Below are 18748 nucleotides of genomic sequence, written 5' to 3' on the forward strand. Positions count from 1 at the left end.
TCGGGACGCGAAGAAAGAGCGAACGGCTTGTACGCTGATCACGAAGCAACGAGAAGATGAAGCCTTTGAGAAAAATAAAGGGGTTGTTTGTAGACAACCCCTTTTGAGAATCAAATTTTAATAAGCGTAATTATATAAAACTATTCAACGATATCTAAGTGATAACGCTTGTTGAGCTTTGTACCAGCTGCACGAATAATAGTTCTCATAGCAGCTGCAGTCTTACCTTGCTTACCAATTACTTTGCCCAGGTCTTCTTTATCAACCTTAAGAGCAAGCAACGTCGTTTGCTGACCTGGAATTTCATCCACTTCAACTTTTTCAGGCTTGTCGACAAGAGACTTAGCCATGAACTCAACGAGGTCTTTCAAGCTATCCATAATTACTCCTGTTAAGCAACGGTCCTCCAAAAAGGACCACTAAACGATATTCTATCGAATATCGCTCATATGCCAACTACTTATTTAGCTTGGGCCAACTTAATAACGTGCTTAACACGGTCTGTAGGTTGAGCACCTTTTTTGATCCAGTCTTGAACTTTAACTAGGTCAAGTTCAACTTTCTTGTCTGCACCACGCGGAGTTGGATTGTAAGTTCCCAAGATATCTAGGAATTTACCAGTTACATAACGACGAGAATCCGCAACAGTGATGCGGTATTTAGGATCGTGCTTAGAGCCCATACGAGCCAAACGAATAACAACTGCCATTTCTTAAACCTCATTGTTCAAAACAGTAAGACCAAGTGTGTACTGTGTTCAGGATTAAATATCAAGCTCTAAAATGGGAACTTCATTCCGCCTCGACCCATTCCCATTTTCATTAGGCCGCCCATCATCTTTTTAGCGTCTTCAAACTGCTTAATCAGCTTGTTAACGTCTTGAACCTGAGTTCCGCTACCCTTCGCAATACGCATACGACGCGAAGCGTTCAAAATCTTATGATTCTGGCGCTCTTGGATCGTCATAGAGTGAATAATCGCCTCAATCTTTTTCATTTCGGCGTCTGGCGGAGCCATGTTCTTCAATTGTTTCGAAATATCACCCATGCCAGGCAAAAATTTCAAAATAGATTCGAAGCCACCCATCTTTTTTAGAGATTGGATCTGAGTCAGGAAGTCTTCCAACGTGAATTCGTTCTTCATGAGCTTCTTAGCAGAGTCACGAGCCGCCTTCTCATCAATCACTTCTTGAGCTTTTTCAACTAAAGACAAAACGTCGCCCATATCCAAGATACGTCCCGCAAGACGATCCGGATGGAAGACTTCTAGTGCGGTCACCTTCTCACCAACACCCAAGAACTTAATTGGAATGCCTGTGACTTCACGAATAGACAAGGCCGCACCACCGCGCGCATCCCCGTCGACTTTTGTTAGAACCAAACCTGTTAGCTCTAAACGTTTATGGAAACCTTCTGCCACGTTGACTGACTGCTGACCTAACATCGCATCGGCAACCAAGAGAATTTCTTGTGGCTTCCAGATATCTTTCAAACGACCTAGTTCGCCCATCAACTCGTCGTCGATTTGCAAACGGCCCGCAGTATCCACGATCACAACATCAACCATGTTGTCGCGCGCCCACTGTTTAGCGTTTTCAAGAATCTGTTCTGGTTTCATACCCACTGGCGTTGGATATGTTGGAATATTATTTTGCTTACCCAAAACTTGTAGCTGATCAATCGCCGCTGGACGATAAATATCGGCAGGAACCAAGCCCGGCTTTTTTCCTAATTTTTGACGGATATAAAGAGCCAACTTCGCAGACGATGTTGTTTTACCAGCACCCTGCAAACCGACCATGAAAATCACACTTGGATTTTCGCGCACGTTGATATCAACGGCACCACCGCCTAATGTTTGCACCAATTCATCGTGCACGATTTTTACGAATTGCTGACCTGGGTTTACGTTTTGAAGAACGTCAGCACCCAAGGCTTTGGCTTTCACTTTGTCGATGAAGTTTTTAACGACTTTAAAGTTTACGTCAGCTTCAAGAAGACTCAGGCGAATCTCTTTAATGACTTCCTCAATATTCGCTTCCGTGATCTTGCTTTGACCACGAACCTTCTTAAGGCTTGCCATGATTTTATCTGATAAATTTTCGAACATCGCCAAACTCCCAAAACTGCCGACCACGTCGGTATTCAAGCAAAGGATTTTATTACCTTATTGGGCAAGGAATGACAAAGAATGGGGCAATGACTTTTAGCGTCGCAAGCCTCAGGCTTCATTTAATTGGATTTTATTAGGGCAAAACTGCTGGTTTACAATTTCTTATCTTGCGAGCCGGAATCCCCACCCCACTGCCAGCGAGGAGTTTCGCCGTATTTATAGCAGATCCCAATAAAGACCGCTGTGAACACAATAAGCAAAACAAAAAAAGCCAGCATCGAGATCGGCGCCACCAGCGAAGTCGTAAGAGCTAAGGCCACATAAAGCAAAGTCACGATCCAGCCGCGAAGATTCGCCGGAGTCCAACCCCAACCGTATTTTTTGCGTTTAAACCAGATCTCTTTCATAACATCCTCTTTCAGATATTACTTCGTATGCTTTTCCTGAAGAGACTTAATATTGAACGTGCCTTTTTCATTGAATGGCACCGTGAAGCCCGAGACTTTCGCTTTACCAGCAAACACGTAAGCCACGTCTTCGCCTTTCAGAGCTTTAATCAGTCCACCCGCCAGGCGCATGTATTCAAAGGGCATTGGGACTTCAACTGCTGTCGTGGCTTCTGATTTTAAAATGATTTGTTTATCGATTGTCGTCTTTGCGAAACTTTGGCCATCCAATTGAATTTCGTAATCGACCTGATCGATTTTTAGATCTGCTTTATTTGGATTTTTCACATCCAAAACAAAAACCAAAGTCGCCGCCTGAAAGTTCGCATCTTGCAAATAAACTTGTGCAAGCTTCACTTCAGGTTTTTGTCCATAACGCTCTTTAAAAAATGCGCACGACGACAATGTCATGCTGATCACCATCAGCAATAACAAACTCGTCGCGATCAAATATTTAGAAGAGCTTCGGCTTACCATCTTTGGAACGATCCTTTTTTAAGACTGAACAAAGCCATGCCGTAAAACACCACAAAGCCCGCTAAAGAGATTGGCACTGCGATCGTCATTGGCACGTCACTGACACCCACGACTCCGTAACGAAGGCCATTGATCAAATAAAGCAATGGATTCAATTTCGAAATGAATTGCCAAATAGGGTGCAGGTTTTCGATCGATAAGAACACACCACCCAAATACGTTAATGGCAAAAGAATGAAAGCTGAAAACGCCGACAATTGGTCAAAACTTGTGGCCCAGAACGCGACTGAAATGCCTAGCAAACCAAAGATCATTCCACCCATAACGATGAAGTAGAATACGTAAATAGGATGAGCCAAGCTTAAAATCTCTCCGATTTGGTAATAACAAAATACCGAACCGACGATGAACGTGATCACTGACACGACAAAACCGCGCACCAAGGCCGCAAGTCCCATTGCCCAGATGATCTCTTGATTTGAAAGTGGTGACACTCGCAAATCTTCCAAGTCGCCGGAAAATTTCGATGAGACGATTGAAGACGATGAGTTTTGAAAGGCGTTATTCATTAAGCCCATCATCATTAAACCAGGAATCAAGAATGCCAAATACGGAACCCCTTCATGACTTGGCATCTTTGCACCCAACGAAACACCGAAAATCAAAAGGTAAAGAAACGAAGAAATAAAAGGCGTGATCACCGTTTGCACGATGACTTTCAGAAAACGTGCGATTTCTCTTTGAAACAAAGTCCAGAATGCTGTCATTACTTCGCTCCTTGAACTGTTGCTGTCGTTGATGGAGTCTGCACGACTTTCATGAAGGCCTCTTCCAAATTACCCTCTTCGATTTTTACGTCGCTGATAAGGTTTACTGGAATTTGCAGTTCCGTCAGGAATTCACCCATTGGTTTTCCAGGAGGAACCAAGAACAGATAATCAGCACCTTCTTGGAAAAATAAGTAGTTTGTTTTAAACGCAAACGGCGCACTCAACGTCAGACGGATTTTCTTTTGCGTGTATTGTTTAACGAGTTCTTTCGTCTCCCCCACACACTCTAGATTGCCTTGATTGATGATTGCGATGCGATCGCACAGCTGCTCTGCTTCTTCAAGATAGTGAGTTGTCAGCAAAATCGACATGCCTTCTGCACGCAGCTCGCCCACGAACTTCCACAGCGTTTCGCGAAGACCGATGTCGACACCGGCTGTGGGTTCATCCAAAAGCAATAGTTTTGGATTATGAACCAAGGCCTTTGCAATCATCAAACGGCGCTTCATCCCGCCTGACAGTTGTTTTACTTTTTTGCGGCGATGTTCATACAAAGAAAGCTTATGCAACAGAAACTCGATGCGCTCTTTGTTGTTACGAATGCCGTAGTATCCAGATTGGAAAGTCAGGATTTCTTCAACATCAAAAAAACCTGAATTGATCACTTCTTGGTGAACAACGCCGAGTTGTTTTTTTGTGTAGTTTGGATTCTTCTGCACTTCTTGATCGAAAACTTGCACTGAACCGCTGGAAGGCTGTTCAAGCGTTGTGATCGTCGAAATGATCGTGGTTTTACCGGCACCATTTGGTCCCAGGAGTCCAAAGATCTCTCCAGGTTTTACATCGAAAGACACACCTTTGACGGCTTGTTGGCCACTTGGGTAGGTCTTTTTAAGGTTCTCAATCTTTAAAGGCAGCATGATTTAAATCCTATTAACGAGCGCGCGAAATACTTGTGTGGAATTCAACGTCTGGGTTTTCACGCTTCAACCAGTTCAAATCCCATTCTTGATTTACAAGAACAACCGGATTGTCGATCAGATCGTAGAAGATGTTTGCTCCACCTTTCAGATCTTTCACTGGTTTGCCGTCAGCTGTTCTTGGCCAACGTGCCACAGAGTATGGCAAGCGATTGAGCTTTACTTCCAAGTTGTATTCGTCTTGCAGACGATGCATCAACACTTCGAATTGAAGTTCACCGACCGCGCCGATGATAGGATCTTGCGGGCCTAACAACGGATCAATGAACAATTGAATCGCACCTTCTTCAGACAAGTGCTTCAATGCCTCTTGCATCTTTTGACGTTTCAAAGCGTCTCGTACAGATAATTTACCGAACAATTCCGGAGCGAATTTTGGAATGTCTTCGAATTGCACTTTACCAGACGAAGCCACACAGTCACCAATCGCAAAGTTGCCCGTATCGCCGACACCGACGATATCGCCTGCAAATGCTTCATCGACAGTTTCTTTGTCAGCAGCAACGAATTGTGAAGAATATGACAGACGCAATTCACGTTCTAAGCGTGAGTGTTGCACTTTCATACCACGCTCGAACTTACCAGAGCAGATACGAATAAAGGCAATACGGTCACGGTGACGACGATCCATATTGGCTTGAATTTTAAATACGAAGCCTGTGAATTTCGCATCAAGTGGATCAATCTCTTTATCATCTTTCGTATGACGTGGTTGCGGACCTGGCGCATACTTCGTAAAGAATTGCAGGAATGTATCCACACCGAAGTTCTGTTTTGCAGAACCAAATGTCACAGGCGAGATTTGCCCGCTTAAGAATTCGTTCACATCAAATGGCGGCAAGGCACCTTCGATCAAATCAAGCTCTTCAAGAACTTGATCTGCTGATTCTTTATCTAAGTAATCGTAAAGAATCGCGTCGTCTTTACCTTTAATGAATGGAATGATTTTATAATCTTCCACTTCTTCACGGCGTTGATCGTAGATCCAAATTTCTTGAGTCATACGATTGTAGATACCACGGAAACGCTGACCAATACCCAAAGGCCAAGTCACAGGATAACATTGCATGTTCAAAGTTTTTTCAACTTCGTCAATCAACGTCAGTGGGTCTTTACCTTCACGGTCCAATTTATTTACGAAAGTGAAAATAGGAATTTTACGAAGGCGACAAACTTCGTAAAGTTTTTTCGTACGTTCTTCCACGCCTTTAGCAACGTCGATCAACATCGCTGCAGAATCTACGGCCATCAAGACACGGTATGTATCTTCAGAGAAATCTTTATGGCCCGGAGTATCCAGCAAGTTCACACGCAAATCATTGTAGTCGAATGTCATCACTGACGACGTGATCGAAATCCCTTTTTGTCTTTCAAGTTCCATCCAGTCCGAAGTCACTGCCTTCGTGCCAGACTTACCTTTGACTTCACCGGTTTCGTGAATCACGCCACCATGATAAAGCAATTTCTCTGTCAGAGTTGTTTTACCAGCATCGGGATGCGAGATGATCGCGAAGGTGCGGCGTCTTTGAATTTCTTTCTGAATTTGCGGTGTAGCGAGCATGCTTAAGCCTTTAATTTGTCTATTAAAAGCGTATTTAAGCGAACCCGCACCTTGGTAGCAAGTTTTTACCCCCCTCGGGTTGGATTTAACGCTAAAGGTCGCTTTTGCTCTTGCGGAATGGGCTTTCGGGTCTTATAAAAGGCGCATACATAACTTTCAACTCCGCTTGGTTTGGAGCCAAGATGGTTTTTGGGGCTTTTTACTCTCAAAAACCTAGGATAACTGAGGTGCCTTCTATGGATACTAATGCGACGAAGCATTATGTTACGACTTTCTATAAATTCTTGAAACTTGCGAACCCTGAACAAGTTCAAAAAGATCTCGAAAACAAAGCTGAAGAATTGAATGTCAAAGGTCTCGTGATTCTTGGTCACGAAGGCTACAACTCAACCGTTTCTGCGTCTTCACAAGAGTCTTTCGAACAGTGGAAGCAATTCGTGCGCGAATACTTCAATCAGCCGGATCAATTCTATAAAGACTCTTATTCTGAAAAAGCTCCATTTCGCAGATTCAAAGTAAAAATCCGCGAAGAAATCGTAACAACTGGGATTCCAGAAATGATGCCGCCAGAAGGCATCAATCACCATTTGACACCAACAGAGTGGAACAAAGTTCTTAAAGAAGAAAAAGATTATGTGATGATCGATACTCGCAACTGGTACGAGTACAAGATCGGAACTTTTAAAGGTGCTTTGAATCCGAACATCGAAAAATTCACAGACTTCCCGCAATACATTGAAGCGCAAGGCATTTCGAAAGATAAAAAAATGTTGATCTTCTGCACGGGTGGCATTCGTTGTGAAAAAGGTATTCTTGAATTGCAAAAGCAAGGCTACAACAACGTTTTCCAATTGGACGGCGGGATCATCAATTACTTAAATGAATATCCGAACGATCAATACGAAGGCGAATGTTTTGTTTTCGATCACCGTGTGGCTCTTGATCAAAACCTACAACCTTCAACGAAATACGGTTTGTGCCCACACTGTGGCCAACCTTCAGAAATTAAAATTGATTGCGCTCGTTGCGACAGCGAAGAGTTGATCTGCGTTGATTGTGCGAAATTAGAATTCAAAAAAGACACGTGCTCTAAAAACTGCGCACATCAGTGGAAACTTCACCCAGGCAAAAAAGGCGCGAAACAGCTCGTTCCTTTTGAAGTTGAAAAAATGAAAGCAAATGGTGTCACTGACGACAATTTGCCGACGATCCAAGTTAGTAAAACTAAAGTGGTGCAAATTAACTCTCAAGGCCAAGCAGAAACTGTTAGTAGCACGAACACTCGTTCTTAGTAACGCCTCTTCAGTTTAAAATAAAGTTGAAGGCCTAGCATATTGCTGGGCCTTCTTTTTTTTAGCGCACTCGCGCTCCAATTTCATTCTTACTTCGTGAATTTTTCAGAGCCATTTTGACTTTTCTCTGAAGGTACAAGCCTTGCATCATGAAATCCACGTCCACAGCTTTTTTAATTTTATGATGAGATGAGGTTACTCATGTACATTCGTTCCACATTTATCGCTACAGCCCTTTTTGTATCGCAAAGTTTTGCGACGACCTTTGGAACACCGGGTGCTAGCGCACAGATTGGTAATAACGGTCGCAATGGTTCTAATGGCCAAAATATTTCAGTCTTCGCGCAAACGCTGAATCACGCGACTGCTTTCGATCTTGATGGTGCCGATGGCAACAACGGCTACGACGGTCAAGATGGTGAAGATGCCAAGAACTGTTCGATGAGACAAGGCACAGAAGATCTTCAAGGCGCTAGTGCTTCAAATGGCGGCGAAGGAGGCAATGGCGGTCGCGGCGGCAACGGCGGCAATGCCACAGTTTATTATTCTGATATTGAGCAATTGAAAAATATTAAAATCAGCGCAGTTGCCGGCAAAGGCGGCAAAGCAGGTTTAGGTGGTCGAGCTGGTGAACGCGGCTGTCGTTGCACGACAGGGACTTGGAGCGTAAAGACATGCCATGGTTCTACATGCAGAAATGAACAACATTACTGCCGAGATGGCGAAGAAGGTCGTGATGGTCTGAATGGTTCGCGAGGGCAAAACGGCAGTTACGGGCAATTACTTGTGGTGAAGTCCGATACCGCTTTACCAAAGGAGTACTCTTCAGCAGCTATTTCAATCAGCACACTGAGCGCGACAGAACCATCATCTGCTGAACTTACTGAAAACCTTTTTGTTAGCAGATCTGGTGCAACAAAACTTTTGGCCGCGGGATCACAAGTCGCTGATAAATACTTAGAGTTCACAAAGAACATTCAAGAGTCAGTGCGAATTATCTGGGCCAACGACAAAGATCCAAAAAAATACTCCGGCCGAGTTTTAGCAATCCTCCACAATGGTGAGGTTCAATTCGACTTTGATTCATCGGATATTTTCGTTGGAGAAAAGTCCGTTGACGACGGTGGGACTGTTTTTCGCATTACAAATGCATTTAAATCTTCTGACTTCGCAAATATTAGTTTAAGCAAAGTGGGTGCAGGAAAAGCCACTCAGATCATCGCGACTGCGCCAACTCCCCGCCCGGAACTTGTGCATGATTTCTATCACGTGCAAATTACGGAAGTCCGTTGGCTGCTTAAAGATCGTCTGGTTTATGACGGCGAGATTCCGGCATCGCTGATTCAACGAGGCTCGGTCAAAACTGTTATTCGCCTGGGACAATTGCAATTCAAAGATTCAGATTCACTTTGGAATAAAAAATTAAAAGCGACTGTGTTTTTAACCCGCGTGATTGGCGATCACACGCAAAGCGTTGCTAAAAAATTGGAGTACATTCAAGACAGCCAATAGAAACGAAAAGCCCTCTCTGCAGAGGGCTTTTTTTATTTCTAATGCGCAGGTCCTGTTTCACGACGTCGTTCCGTAGGAACTTGCGTAACTTTCTGCGTTTGTTCCGCGCGATCCTCATCAAAATCCTGTAACTGAAATGCTTGTGCAGGCAATGCGATACTAACTTTTTCATCACGCAGACGATTAATTATTTTAAATAGTAAGATTTGCTGTAAATCCATGTACTTATTGTAGTCAGGATCCGTGACCCAGAAGATCGTTTCTATATTGAACGACGACGCCCCGATTTCAGAAAAATGACTGCGCTCGAAGCTCAGGAGTTTTTCTTCTTCAATAAAACCTTTAATCCATTGCGGAATCTGACTTAAAATCTGCGAGGACGTTTCAAAAGGCACGCCGAATTTTAGAGACACCCGTCTTTTCCACATGCGCTTAAAATTTTTCACACGACTTTCCAAAAGATCTTTATTGGAAAAAATCAGCTCTTCACCAGTTAAGCTGCGCACGCGCGTGGTTTTGATTCCGATATTTTCGACTGTCCCCTGGTCATTTCCTACGACAATATAATCGCCAACGACAAAAGGCTTATCTAAAACAATTGAAAGCGAGCCAAACAAATCGCCCAGAATATTCTGCGCGGCTAAAGCAATCGCGATACCGCCAATTCCCATTCCCGCAAGCATCGCCCCAATATTCACACCTAAGTTGCTTAAGCAAATCATCAAGAGGGCCGCAAAGAACACTACATTCGTGGCAGTGATCAATAAGTTTATGGCAGAAGCCGCACTGGCATCGTGACTGACTTTCACCGAGAGATAATCTTTCTGCCAGCTTCGCAAAGAATAGCTGCCCCAAATTCCCACCTGCAAGGTCGTCAGCACCACGAAGACAATATAAACCGCGCGATGCAGATCAACTTCGCCTTCGATGAAATTTCCAAGCGGATGCAAGGTCCAGATGAAAAGCGCCCAGATGCGGGTATTATCCAGACACGCCACCAAAACATCATCCCACTTCCACGCAGTTTTTCTTGCGACTTCGCGCAAACGTCCACCTACGAAACGCAAAATGGCTTTCGCAATCAACGCAATCACGATGGCATAGCCGATCGCGACCAGCCACTCTAATGGACTGCCTTTGTAGATGAAGGGACTAAAGTGGATTATGTCGGATTGCTGCATTTTCCTCTCCTTTGCGTGTCCCTTGATTGTTTTTATTTTCCATATATTTCAAAAGCTCTTCTAAAAAGATCACGACATCTTTTTGTGAAAATAATCTGTATTGTGCATTCGAAATTCCGGCACCGACTTTGATCGAAATTCCTTTATCGCCAAGAGTTTTAAACATGTCTTCATCGGTACGATCATCGCCGATGCAAATGTAAGCCGTATCGGAATCAGAATTCTGCATCAACCAGCGCAAGAAGCTTCCTTTGTTGCATTCAATGGCTTTCGCTTCAACGATACGTGAACCCATTGCGACCGTCACAGGTTCATTCGACATACCGACTTGCAGTTCATCATCTAACTTTTTTGCTTGATACATTGCGAAGTCTTCTGGGGATTGCCTAAAGTGCCACACTAGACTTGCACTTTTCTTTTCTACAAACGACAGCGGCACTCGTCCGGCATAGTCGTTCATCACTTTTTCAACGTATGGATACCACGAGCTGATATCCGAAGAGATTCGACTTTGCCAGTCTCCACCAGAAATACGATAAAAGGCGCCGTGTTCTGCCGCTAAATCAATCGGTAGATGATCAAATTGCAGGTCGAGGAATTTTTTCGAACGTCCACTTAACACAAATACGTCCAGATGATCATGCAAACTTAACAACAAATCTTTTGTTTCTGATAGCAGCACTGCTTGTTCAGGTCGTTTGGTTAAAGCGACCACGGTGCCATCGTAATCCAAAACAATTTTAATTTTGTCTTTGCGTAAGAACTCAAGCAAACGTGTCGGCCAACTGCTGATTTTTGGAACCAACTCCTGAGCTCCCCGTTTGGTATTTTTAATTTGAATGCGCTCAAGATCTGAAAGAAAGCCTTCAGCCCATTTTGTCGAAGAATAACGCGACAGAATGTCTTGAAGGTGCGCCATTCTTTCAAAGCGCTCATCATAACTCATCTTAAATGCTTTATAGATCGCATCTGCGATAGCATCGACATCCCATGGATTGATAATCAATGCATCACTTAACAACGAGGCGGCCCCTGCAAATTCACTTAATATCAATGAACCAGGTGTCGCAAGATCTTGAGATACGACGTATTCCATGGCGACCAAATTCATCCCATCACGTTTACTTGTTATAAGTGCCGCATTGGCTTTTCGATACAATGCCAATAATTCTGTTTCATTGACGGAATTGAAAATATAATGAACCGGATTGTAATCGGGCTTGCCAAATTCTCCGTTAATTGCGCCGACCAACTGTTCGACCTCTTTTTTTATTTTCATATACGCAGGAACTTTTTCACGTGTAGGAACCGCAACCTGCAACAAGGAAACCTGCGAAACCAAATCTGGATATTTTCTTAACGCCTGTTGAAAACCGCGCAATTTTAATTCAAGACCTTTGGTGTAATCCAAACGATCAATTCCAAGAATCGTGAACGGCACGGTACTCATCGCTTTATAACTTTCGACTTTTTCTAAAACGGCCGCAGAACTGGCTTTTTCTTTTAATAAATCGGTTTCGATACTGATCGGAAATACTCCAAGATGTGCGGTATGTCCGTCGATCTCTGCACGAAAAAAGGAAGAATCAATGCCTAATGTGGTTGTAAGACTCACTATGAATTGGCGCAGATAAGAGTGCTCATGAAAACCGATCAGATCACTTTGAATAAGACCGCGCAGAATTTCTTCGCGCACTGGAAGTTGTCTAAACAACTCAGCTGCCGGAAATGGAATATGCAAGAAGAAGCCAATTTTTACCTGCGAAATTAATTGCCGCAACATTTGTGGCAAAAGTAAAAAATGAAAGTCATGAATCCACACGGTGTCACCGGGATTTGCGACTTTTGCAATCGCTTCGGCCATTTTTTGGTTGGCTTTTTTATAGGCTTCCCAATTGTTGCGATTAAAATTTGCTAGATGTGCCTCATAGTGAAACAAAGGCCAGATAATATCATTCGCAAAACCGTCGTAGTATTTAGTGTACAGCTCTTTTGAAAGCAGAACTGGATGCAATTCCATTTGCGGATGAACATCCTTGTCTTTTTCCTCAAGTACTTTTGCGACTTTTTCATCTGTCTCGAAACCAAGCCATGCAAAGGGCTCATCAAGACTTACTCCCAGCAGTGCTGATACCAACCCTCCGCTTCCTCTTTTTAGTTCGCCGTTGACGTCAATGCTAAACGGCAGTCTATTACTAATAAAGATTCTTTTCGGCTTTTGTGGCATCAAGTCCTCCGTTAAACTAAAAGCTGGAAATTTATTTTTAAAGAAAGGTCCACAGTGGAACGTGAAACACTTTCGGCGAATTCACCCCATCGTTATGAGCATGCATTGATTGGCAATTGTGCCTACACTGCTCTGGTAGATAAACAGGCTAACATCAGTTGGCTGTGTTGGCCAAGGTTCGATTCAAGTTTTATCTTTGGATCCCTAATTGATTTAGAAAAAGGTGGCGAGTTTGCAATCTCCTCTTGTGCAGAGAAGGTTTCAACACAACAAAACTACATCAGAAATACAAATATTTTATCGACTCGCTTTGAAACAAGCGATGGCATTTTCGAAGTGATTGATTTTGCTCCGCGCTTTAGTTTGTTTGAACGCTATCACAAACCGCTAATGCTATTTCGCAAAATCAAAAAAATCTCCGGCCATCCGCGCATTCGCGTGCGCTGCAAACCCGTTGGTGATCACGGAAAAATTATTCCGCAAGCACTGATGGGCAGTAATCACATTCGCTATGAAGGTCTAGAACAACCCGTACGTCTGACGACGAACGCTTCACTGACGTACATTTTAGAAGAGCGAGATTTTACTTTAAGTGAAGATTTGTACTTAGTGCTTTCATGGGGCATTCCCCTTGAAGGCCCGCTACAAACAACGTTCGAAGAATTTTTAAATCGCACAGAAACTTATTGGAAAACGTGGGTTGAACACTGTCATCTTCCGCGCGTGTTTCAAAAGGAAGTGATTCGCTCTGCTTTGACTTTAAAGATGCATCAATATGAAGACACTGGTGCCATCATCGCTTCCGCAACAACAAGTTTACCGGAAATTCACGGCGAAGGTCGTAACTGGGATTATCGTTTCTGTTGGTTGCGCGATACTTATTATACTCTTTCTGCTTTAAATTCTTTGGGACACTTCGAAGAAATGGAAAAGTATGCGCACTTTATTGAGAATTTAAATCTCGACGATCTTGAAAGCCTGCAACCCGTGTATCGCATTGATGGTACGGCTGACATGACTGAAATTGAAATGCCACTGGCTGGATATCTTGGTAACAAACCTGTGCGCATCGGAAATCAGGCTGCCTTGCAAATTCAGCACGATGCTTACGGGCAGATTCTTTTAGCACTATTTAAACTCTACACCGACGAACGCTTATCCGGTCGTGGAGATCGTTCCTCGTCACGCTTGATGCGTTCTGTTCTTCGTTATATTGAAAAAACGATGGAAGTTCCCGACAACGGCGTATGGGAATTCCGTGGCAAGCAAGCCGTGCACTCTTACACACTCATGTTTCATTGGGCAGGAAGTGCGGCAGTTAGAAAAGTTGCGCGCTTATTGAAAGATGATGAGCTGATTGCTCGGTCAGAAAAAACTTTGCGCCATGCTGAAGAATTACTTGAACAGTGTTATTCAGAAAAAAAACAAGCTTACGCGCAGGCGGTTGGTTCCAACGAACTTGATGCGAGCATGTTACAATTAATTACTCTGGGATATTTTTTCGATAAACCCAAAGAGCGCGCGTTCTTGCACCTTGAAGCCATTGAACGTGAACTTGCGCTGGCTCCAGGATTTTTACTTCGCTATCGCCATGAAGATGATTTTGGTCTGCAAAAGTCTGCCTTTTTAGTGTGCAGCTTCTGGTATATCGAAGCACTTGCGCACTTAGGTCGCGCTCACGAAGCGGAAGAATTATTGCGAGTCGTGATTAAAACTCAGAATCATGTGGGCTTGATGAGTGAAGATTTCGACGTTGAGACTGGCAGTCAGTGGGGTAACTTTCCACAAACTTACAGTCATGTCGGCCTCATTAACTGTGCTTTCGCAATCGATCGCGCGCTGAAATCGCCCGTGTTCTTTTAAAGCACAAATGACCCGGGGTATTAACTACAAATAAAACAAGTGAGGGGTTGACCTCAACCTCTTAGTTCTATACAACTGAATCCTCTGGAGCAATCCTTGTCGCGGGGTGGAGCAGTCTGGTAGCTCGTCGGGCTCATAACCCGAAGGCCGTAGGTTCAAATCCTGCCCCCGCAACCAATTTTCTTCTTTTTTTCTCTCATAAAATTAAACACTTAAGAAAATCACGAATTGCTTATTCTCATAGCAAAAATCGCTGTTTTTTCTAAAAAGGTCCACCGATGGTCCACCAGTCTACGAACACGTCAGAATTTGATCGAAATTTACCGAACTAAACTTTTCGAATTTCTCGAAAAATATCATTCGAGTTCTCTTCTTCTTCCTTCAATAATCGAAGCCTGTTTGATTGTTCAGCCGGAACTAAAGATATCTCTGCGGCAACTTTCGATACAGCTTCAGAGAGCATGTGTGAATATTCCATCGTCGTAGTTATACTCGCATGCCCCGCTACATCCTTCACCGTCTTTAGATCAATCTTTTTACTCACCATAAACGTGATCGCTGTATGCCTAAGATCATGGAAGCGAATTCTTCGACCTCCCCATGTCATCAGATCCTGATTAAACCTTCTTGCGACGAAGTTCTCGTGACAAATAGCTTTTCCAGTTTCTGTACTAAAAAGAAGATCGTCCATTCCAAGTGCTCGGTCCATACACCAGACTCTCAACTCCTGAAGGAGATAATCGTTCGCTGGAACCACCCGAGCATTTTTACCTTTGGTATGAGTAAGTTTGAGCGACACTCGATTAAACTGACGCCAAACTGAAATCGTTCCACGCGTCTGATTAATATCTGAACGCTTAAGCCCCCAGATCTCTCCCGCACGCATTCCCGTATTAAGCGCAATCAAGTAAACGAGATAAATCCATCGATCCTTTGAGTGCCTTTGATACTTTAGGTTTATATGCAACAGAAACTGCCTCGCCTCATCCTCGCTCCAAAATTTCATCTCCACACTTTGTTTGGAGAACTTTTTGAAACCTACTGAAGGGTTAGACGGAATTCTTCTTTGCTTGACTGAGTAGTTTAATATCGCAACCAAAATTTCAGTTTTACGATTACAGGTAGCGACCGAAGATCCTCGACCTACAGTGTCCATCTGAAACTTAGTCAAAAACTGCGGAGTGAACTTTTTAATCTGAAGATTTCCGTAATTGATGTGGAATTCAGAAATAAATGCCTTTGCTTTGTTATAATGACCAGGAGAAAACCTTTCCTTATTTGAAGTAAGCCAATATTGCGCCTCCTCCAAAAAGTATTTGTTCTCAAATGTCACTGCCGCAAAAGGATCTATAACCAGAGTCTCCTTGCGCTTCCCGAAGTCTAACAGAAACTTCTCTGCATCAATCTTCTTCTCGAAACGCCTCTTAACTCTTCTTGATCCACGCCCGCTTTCACGAGCACGGACTTCCCAGCGAACTTCACCACTACTTGTTGTTACTTTTTTTACTGACATGAAGTTGTCCTTTCACTCACGGACTAAAAAGCCCGTTCTGCGATAAGATCCACTTTCGAAGAATGTCAGTTCGGATGAATAGTTTTCGATTCACCTTAACGAAAAGTTCTTCGGGTACTCCCCTTAACACTCCCCTATATTTCCAATCATAGATTGTCTTAATTGAAATATTGAGGAGATCACAAACTTCTCTAGGTGTTAGCAATGCCTTTAAATTTTCAAAGAGCCTAAATTCCCTGGAACTTGCTTCCAGAGCTTGAGTTGCGATCATCGTATTACCTCTTAATAGTTATTCAAATATTTTCTCGCGGACGACCATCCGCATGATTGAAAGAATTTAAGTCTCTTTTTTAGTTGCTACGATTTCACCTGACAGAAGTTTGCCTAGGAATTGGCTGCGGGTGAGTTTTCCGTGAGTCTTTTGATATTCTTCGTGGGCGATATTGAATCGGTCTTCTTCAGACAAAGAGTTTTCTTGCAAGAGAACCAAATGCTTTGGCTCAATTAATGTAAGTGCGAGTGCGATGATTTCGACGTCGCGGATTTTTCTTCCGTGTGGTTTCCTATTAGCTTTGGTGCTTAATCCTTCGAGTAGCTTTACAGTATTTAGATCAAGCTTCTTAATTCCGGATTTGGAGTCAGACGGTTTCTTTTCGGATGTTGGGTCTTTAACTGGCTTTGTTTTCTTAACTTCAATAGCTTCGGTCATTTGCTCTCCTTGGTTTAGGTAGTTCCATAACCCAGGAGAGCAATATTGCGTCATATTTTAAGTGGTGAACTTTTAGAATTCAGATTTCCACATCGGACATTTCGGTCCATTTCGTGTTTCCGCGGACCTCAGGTTATTTGACGTTCTCGACGGTAACTTCCGCTAGGGCACAATTACTCCAAAAATGAGGATACTTATTTGATTCAAGTCCAAAAATTTTCTTACCATTATGAACTAGGCCATCTTTTTGTGATTTTTCACATTCAACTTTAGAATCAAACGAAATTAGTCTCGAAGTATCGTTCTCGACGCTAGCCGATTCCGTATAGAACAGCAGATATTTCATTTTACCTTTTGCCGCTTGAGCGCTTGTAAAGGTTAATACCGTTAGAAAAATATATTTCATAAATCCCCCTGACCAAAACACTGAACTATAAACACGTTCTTGTCATATTTGTTTTTACGACTTAGACTTTTTCGTATGTCTAAGTTGTACTTTGTCGTCTTAGTTCTTGTTGGTTCTTTATTATCTTCATGTGGTGGCTCTGGTGGGTCTTCTTCGGGGTCAGAGACGATTTCGTGCAAGACACAGAGATCTGCACATACGGGATGCTGTTCATCGCATGGTGGATTTGGTAGCGGCTGTCAGTCCGGCGAAGCACGCTACACTTCCGGCGGTGCCCTAGTATGCAACGACGGCTCCATCAGCCCCTCATGCACTTATTCAACAATTCCAGTAGAAAATCTAATTCAAAAATATGAAAAAAGCCTAAATCAGCCTAATGAATAATATGTTCAAATATTTATTATTAATTCTCTTGGGTCTTCTTTGGTAAATTTTCAGAAATCACCACAGCGTCATTTTGGCGAGTACAATTACATTATAATATAAAAACATCGCCTTTATGGTTTCTTGCATAAATGGATACCACCCTTCGACGCTCTGGAGGGCCCTGGAGACATTAGATATGATTTTGAATTCTACCTGAATGCCAAAATGATTAAGACAAAAAATTCTTCAACCGTTCAATGATGTGTTTAATTAACAAATTAAATTTAACTTTATTTGGAAGACACTTTGAAATCGCCTTGAGATCTTGGGCAATTTTACTTTCCAGCTCCAAAAGTTCCGACTCAACCGTTCGCAAATCAACGCTTTTTAAGACGTTCTCGTGATTATTCTTAAAACCGGAAATGACAGTCACCCTATCCAAAGACTTTCTCAAAACTGTTTGAATTCGACGAGATTGCGCTTGAAATAAACTTATACTATCAGTCCTGAAAAGTTCACCAACGCGTAGACAATCTTCCATTTCCAATGAGTTAGCTTTTCTGAGATCAATAAGCTTTAAATATTGCCCGAGTTTAAAAAAGTTTTGTTCAAGAGCTTCTAGTCGCGCCTCTAATAAGTGCAATGCTCCTAATACTTTGAACTTTTGAGTTCTTTGTTCATCCAATATTCGGTTGATACGCGCATAAGCAAAGTCGAATGAATTGTCGTCTAGATACCCGTAAGTTGTCGTAGAAGTTTCTACGATTCGCTGATTCCAATTTTGCTTCACTGTAGATTTGACAACTTTTCTTCCTTTATCAAATACGTTCGCAAACCCCATAGCCATCGCAGTAAGATCCGTAAAGACTTCGCTCTCCTTACGTGGGTGACGCAAGGAGTACAGAAAAACATGCGACAACTCGTGCGCCACAATAGCGATAAAGGTTAAAGGCTCAAGCGACGCTTTGTCGGAGATTCCAATAGAAATTTGAAAATTTACCATTGAAGATGAACCAAACAACGGAAGGTCCGAAGGCAAAAATACTTTAGCGGCTACATTAGATGTTCCGTTGTTGTAAGAAGTACTGTTTCGCCAATACCTTTTATCTGCATTTTTCTCCAAATTTAAGTCGTAAAGATTCACTTTTATAGGCAATCGAAATGACTGAGCGATCAATGAAACCGCCTGTTCAATTTTATTTTCTAACAACAGGTGCGCAATTTGACCTTCATGAACAAACTCATTAAAGCCGAAGTCATCTGCCAATTCCTTTAATGCCTTTTCTACGAATTCTCTTGAGACTTTTTCCATATGCACTTTAAAAGCAATCCA

Annotated in this window: 19 protein-coding genes and 1 tRNA gene; 5 read left to right on the forward strand and 15 right to left on the reverse strand. The window is 42.8% G+C overall.

Annotation, left to right across the window (positions count from 1 at the left end):
* Nucleotides 1-140: 140 nt before the first annotated feature.
* From DOE51_RS09955 to DOE51_RS09990, 8 genes are all read right to left on the reverse strand, one after another.
* Nucleotides 141-380 carry a KH domain-containing protein gene (locus DOE51_RS09955; protein ID WP_041875527.1) on the reverse strand — a complete coding sequence of 80 codons (240 nt, stop codon included), beginning with the start codon at nt 378-380 and terminating at the stop codon, nt 141-143.
* Between the two features lie 80 nt (nt 381-460).
* Complete coding sequence (gene rpsP, locus DOE51_RS09960) at nt 461-709, reverse strand: 30S ribosomal protein S16 (RefSeq protein WP_142696415.1); 249 nt, start codon at nt 707-709, stop codon at nt 461-463.
* Nucleotides 710-777: 68 nt separating this feature from the next.
* Nucleotides 778-2109 carry a signal recognition particle protein gene (ffh, locus tag DOE51_RS09965; RefSeq protein ID WP_142696416.1) on the reverse strand — a complete coding sequence of 444 codons (1332 nt, stop codon included), beginning with the start codon at nt 2107-2109 and terminating at the stop codon, nt 778-780.
* A gap of 155 nt (nt 2110-2264) precedes the next feature.
* Nucleotides 2265-2519, reverse strand: a complete 255-nt coding sequence (locus DOE51_RS09970) for a hypothetical protein (RefSeq protein WP_142696417.1) — start codon at nt 2517-2519, stop codon at nt 2265-2267.
* A gap of 18 nt (nt 2520-2537) precedes the next feature.
* Nucleotides 2538-3035 carry an LEA type 2 family protein gene (locus DOE51_RS09975; RefSeq protein ID WP_142696418.1) on the reverse strand — a complete coding sequence of 166 codons (498 nt, stop codon included), beginning with the start codon at nt 3033-3035 and terminating at the stop codon, nt 2538-2540.
* Entirely contained in the window at nt 3029-3802 is a 774-nt protein-coding gene (locus DOE51_RS09980; protein ID WP_142696419.1) for an ABC transporter permease, read from the reverse strand. The genes DOE51_RS09975 and DOE51_RS09980 overlap by 7 nt, the downstream gene beginning before the upstream one ends.
* Nucleotides 3802-4725 carry an ABC transporter ATP-binding protein gene (locus DOE51_RS09985; RefSeq protein ID WP_246845027.1) on the reverse strand — a complete coding sequence of 308 codons (924 nt, stop codon included), beginning with the start codon at nt 4723-4725 and terminating at the stop codon, nt 3802-3804. The genes DOE51_RS09980 and DOE51_RS09985 overlap by 1 nt, the downstream gene beginning before the upstream one ends.
* A 13-nt stretch (nt 4726-4738) precedes the next feature.
* A complete protein-coding gene (locus DOE51_RS09990; protein WP_142696421.1) occupies nt 4739-6346 on the reverse strand; it encodes a peptide chain release factor 3 in 1608 nt (535 codons plus the stop codon).
* A gap of 236 nt (nt 6347-6582) precedes the next feature.
* Here DOE51_RS09990 and DOE51_RS09995 point away from each other — a divergent pair, with 236 nt between their 5' ends.
* Together DOE51_RS09995 and DOE51_RS10000 are read left to right on the forward strand one after the other, a co-directional pair.
* A complete protein-coding gene (locus DOE51_RS09995; RefSeq protein WP_142696422.1) occupies nt 6583-7638 on the forward strand; it encodes a rhodanese domain-containing protein in 1056 nt (351 codons plus the stop codon).
* Nucleotides 7639-7839: 201 nt separating this feature from the next.
* A complete protein-coding gene (locus DOE51_RS10000) occupies nt 7840-9150 on the forward strand; it encodes a hypothetical protein (protein WP_142696423.1) in 1311 nt (436 codons plus the stop codon).
* A 38-nt stretch (nt 9151-9188) separates the two neighbouring features.
* Here the strand turns inward: DOE51_RS10000 and DOE51_RS10005 are convergent, their stop codons facing one another.
* Both DOE51_RS10005 and DOE51_RS10010 read right to left on the reverse strand, forming a co-directional pair.
* Nucleotides 9189-10331 (reverse strand): mechanosensitive ion channel family protein, encoded by a 1143-nt coding sequence (locus DOE51_RS10005; RefSeq protein WP_142696424.1) that lies wholly within the window; start codon nt 10329-10331, stop codon nt 9189-9191.
* Nucleotides 10303-12558, reverse strand: coding sequence for a bifunctional alpha,alpha-trehalose-phosphate synthase (UDP-forming)/trehalose-phosphatase (locus DOE51_RS10010; RefSeq protein WP_142696425.1), 2256 nt, complete (start codon nt 12556-12558; stop codon nt 10303-10305). Before DOE51_RS10010 ends, DOE51_RS10005 begins: the two co-directional genes overlap by 29 nt.
* Nucleotides 12559-12612: 54 nt before the next feature.
* On the opposite strand from DOE51_RS10010, the gene DOE51_RS10015 reads away from it, so the two are divergent.
* Nucleotides 12613-14421, forward strand: a complete 1809-nt coding sequence (locus tag DOE51_RS10015; protein WP_142696426.1) for a glycoside hydrolase family 15 protein — start codon at nt 12613-12615, stop codon at nt 14419-14421.
* 100 nt (nt 14422-14521) lie between these two features.
* A tRNA-Met gene (locus DOE51_RS10020) sits at nt 14522-14598 on the forward strand.
* Between the two features lie 151 nt (nt 14599-14749).
* Here the strand turns inward: DOE51_RS10020 and DOE51_RS10025 are convergent.
* From DOE51_RS10025 to DOE51_RS10040, 4 genes are all read right to left on the reverse strand, one after another.
* On the reverse strand, nt 14750-15934 hold the full coding sequence (locus tag DOE51_RS10025) for a site-specific integrase (RefSeq protein WP_142696427.1): 1185 nt from the start codon (nt 15932-15934) through the stop codon (nt 14750-14752).
* Between the two features lie 16 nt (nt 15935-15950).
* Nucleotides 15951-16205: a helix-turn-helix domain-containing protein gene (locus DOE51_RS19440; protein WP_142696428.1), complete on the reverse strand. Its 255-nt coding sequence runs from the start codon at nt 16203-16205 to the stop codon at nt 15951-15953.
* Nucleotides 16206-16271: 66 nt separating this feature from the next.
* The gene (locus DOE51_RS10035; RefSeq protein WP_142696429.1) at nt 16272-16643 is read right to left on the reverse strand and encodes a hypothetical protein; all 372 of its coding nucleotides are present in this window, start codon (nt 16641-16643) and stop codon (nt 16272-16274) included.
* A gap of 133 nt (nt 16644-16776) precedes the next feature.
* The gene (locus DOE51_RS10040) at nt 16777-17049 is read right to left on the reverse strand and encodes a hypothetical protein (RefSeq protein WP_142696430.1); all 273 of its coding nucleotides are present in this window, start codon (nt 17047-17049) and stop codon (nt 16777-16779) included.
* 75 nt (nt 17050-17124) lie between these two features.
* Between DOE51_RS10040 and DOE51_RS10045 the strand changes: the two genes are divergently transcribed.
* Nucleotides 17125-17433 carry a hypothetical protein gene (locus DOE51_RS10045; protein ID WP_142696431.1) on the forward strand — a complete coding sequence of 103 codons (309 nt, stop codon included), beginning with the start codon at nt 17125-17127 and terminating at the stop codon, nt 17431-17433.
* A gap of 211 nt (nt 17434-17644) precedes the next feature.
* Here DOE51_RS10045 and DOE51_RS10050 read toward each other — a convergent pair whose 3' ends face one another.
* Complete coding sequence (locus DOE51_RS10050; protein WP_142696432.1) at nt 17645-18727, reverse strand: hypothetical protein; 1083 nt, start codon at nt 18725-18727, stop codon at nt 17645-17647.
* Between the last annotated feature and the right edge of the window lie 21 nt (nt 18728-18748).

Origin of the sequence: Bdellovibrio sp. NC01 (assembly GCF_006874625.1) — a bacterium.
Lineage (GTDB): Bacteria > Bdellovibrionota > Bdellovibrionia > Bdellovibrionales > Bdellovibrionaceae > Bdellovibrio.

Excerpts from the sequence above, each read along its gene's own strand:
- DOE51_RS10050 (WP_142696432.1), bottom strand. The coding sequence starts at position 18,727 with ATGGAAAAAGTCTCAAGAGAATTCGTAGAAAAGGCATTAAAGGAATTG.
- DOE51_RS09995 (WP_142696422.1), top strand. The coding sequence starts at position 6,583 with ATGGATACTAATGCGACGAAGCATTATGTTACGACTTTCTATAAATTC.
- DOE51_RS09970 (WP_142696417.1), bottom strand. The coding sequence starts at position 2,519 with ATGAAAGAGATCTGGTTTAAACGCAAAAAATACGGTTGGGGTTGGACT.
- DOE51_RS10045 (WP_142696431.1), top strand. The coding sequence starts at position 17,125 with ATGTCTAAGTTGTACTTTGTCGTCTTAGTTCTTGTTGGTTCTTTATTA.
- DOE51_RS10000 (WP_142696423.1), top strand. The coding sequence starts at position 7,840 with ATGTACATTCGTTCCACATTTATCGCTACAGCCCTTTTTGTATCGCAA.
- ffh (WP_142696416.1), bottom strand. The coding sequence starts at position 2,109 with ATGTTCGAAAATTTATCAGATAAAATCATGGCAAGCCTTAAGAAGGTT.
- DOE51_RS10005 (WP_142696424.1), bottom strand. The coding sequence starts at position 10,331 with ATGCAGCAATCCGACATAATCCACTTTAGTCCCTTCATCTACAAAGGC.
- DOE51_RS10040 (WP_142696430.1), bottom strand. The coding sequence starts at position 17,049 with ATGAAATATATTTTTCTAACGGTATTAACCTTTACAAGCGCTCAAGCG.
- DOE51_RS10025 (WP_142696427.1), bottom strand. The coding sequence starts at position 15,934 with ATGTCAGTAAAAAAAGTAACAACAAGTAGTGGTGAAGTTCGCTGGGAA.
- DOE51_RS09980 (WP_142696419.1), bottom strand. The coding sequence starts at position 3,802 with ATGACAGCATTCTGGACTTTGTTTCAAAGAGAAATCGCACGTTTTCTG.
- rpsP (WP_142696415.1), bottom strand. The coding sequence starts at position 709 with ATGGCAGTTGTTATTCGTTTGGCTCGTATGGGCTCTAAGCACGATCCT.
- DOE51_RS09975 (WP_142696418.1), bottom strand. The coding sequence starts at position 3,035 with ATGGTAAGCCGAAGCTCTTCTAAATATTTGATCGCGACGAGTTTGTTA.
- DOE51_RS19440 (WP_142696428.1), bottom strand. The coding sequence starts at position 16,205 with ATGATCGCAACTCAAGCTCTGGAAGCAAGTTCCAGGGAATTTAGGCTC.
- DOE51_RS10010 (WP_142696425.1), bottom strand. The coding sequence starts at position 12,558 with ATGCCACAAAAGCCGAAAAGAATCTTTATTAGTAATAGACTGCCGTTT.
- DOE51_RS10035 (WP_142696429.1), bottom strand. The coding sequence starts at position 16,643 with ATGACCGAAGCTATTGAAGTTAAGAAAACAAAGCCAGTTAAAGACCCA.
- DOE51_RS09990 (WP_142696421.1), bottom strand. The coding sequence starts at position 6,346 with ATGCTCGCTACACCGCAAATTCAGAAAGAAATTCAAAGACGCCGCACC.
- DOE51_RS09985 (WP_246845027.1), bottom strand. The coding sequence starts at position 4,725 with ATGCTGCCTTTAAAGATTGAGAACCTTAAAAAGACCTACCCAAGTGGC.
- DOE51_RS09955 (WP_041875527.1), bottom strand. The coding sequence starts at position 380 with ATGGATAGCTTGAAAGACCTCGTTGAGTTCATGGCTAAGTCTCTTGTC.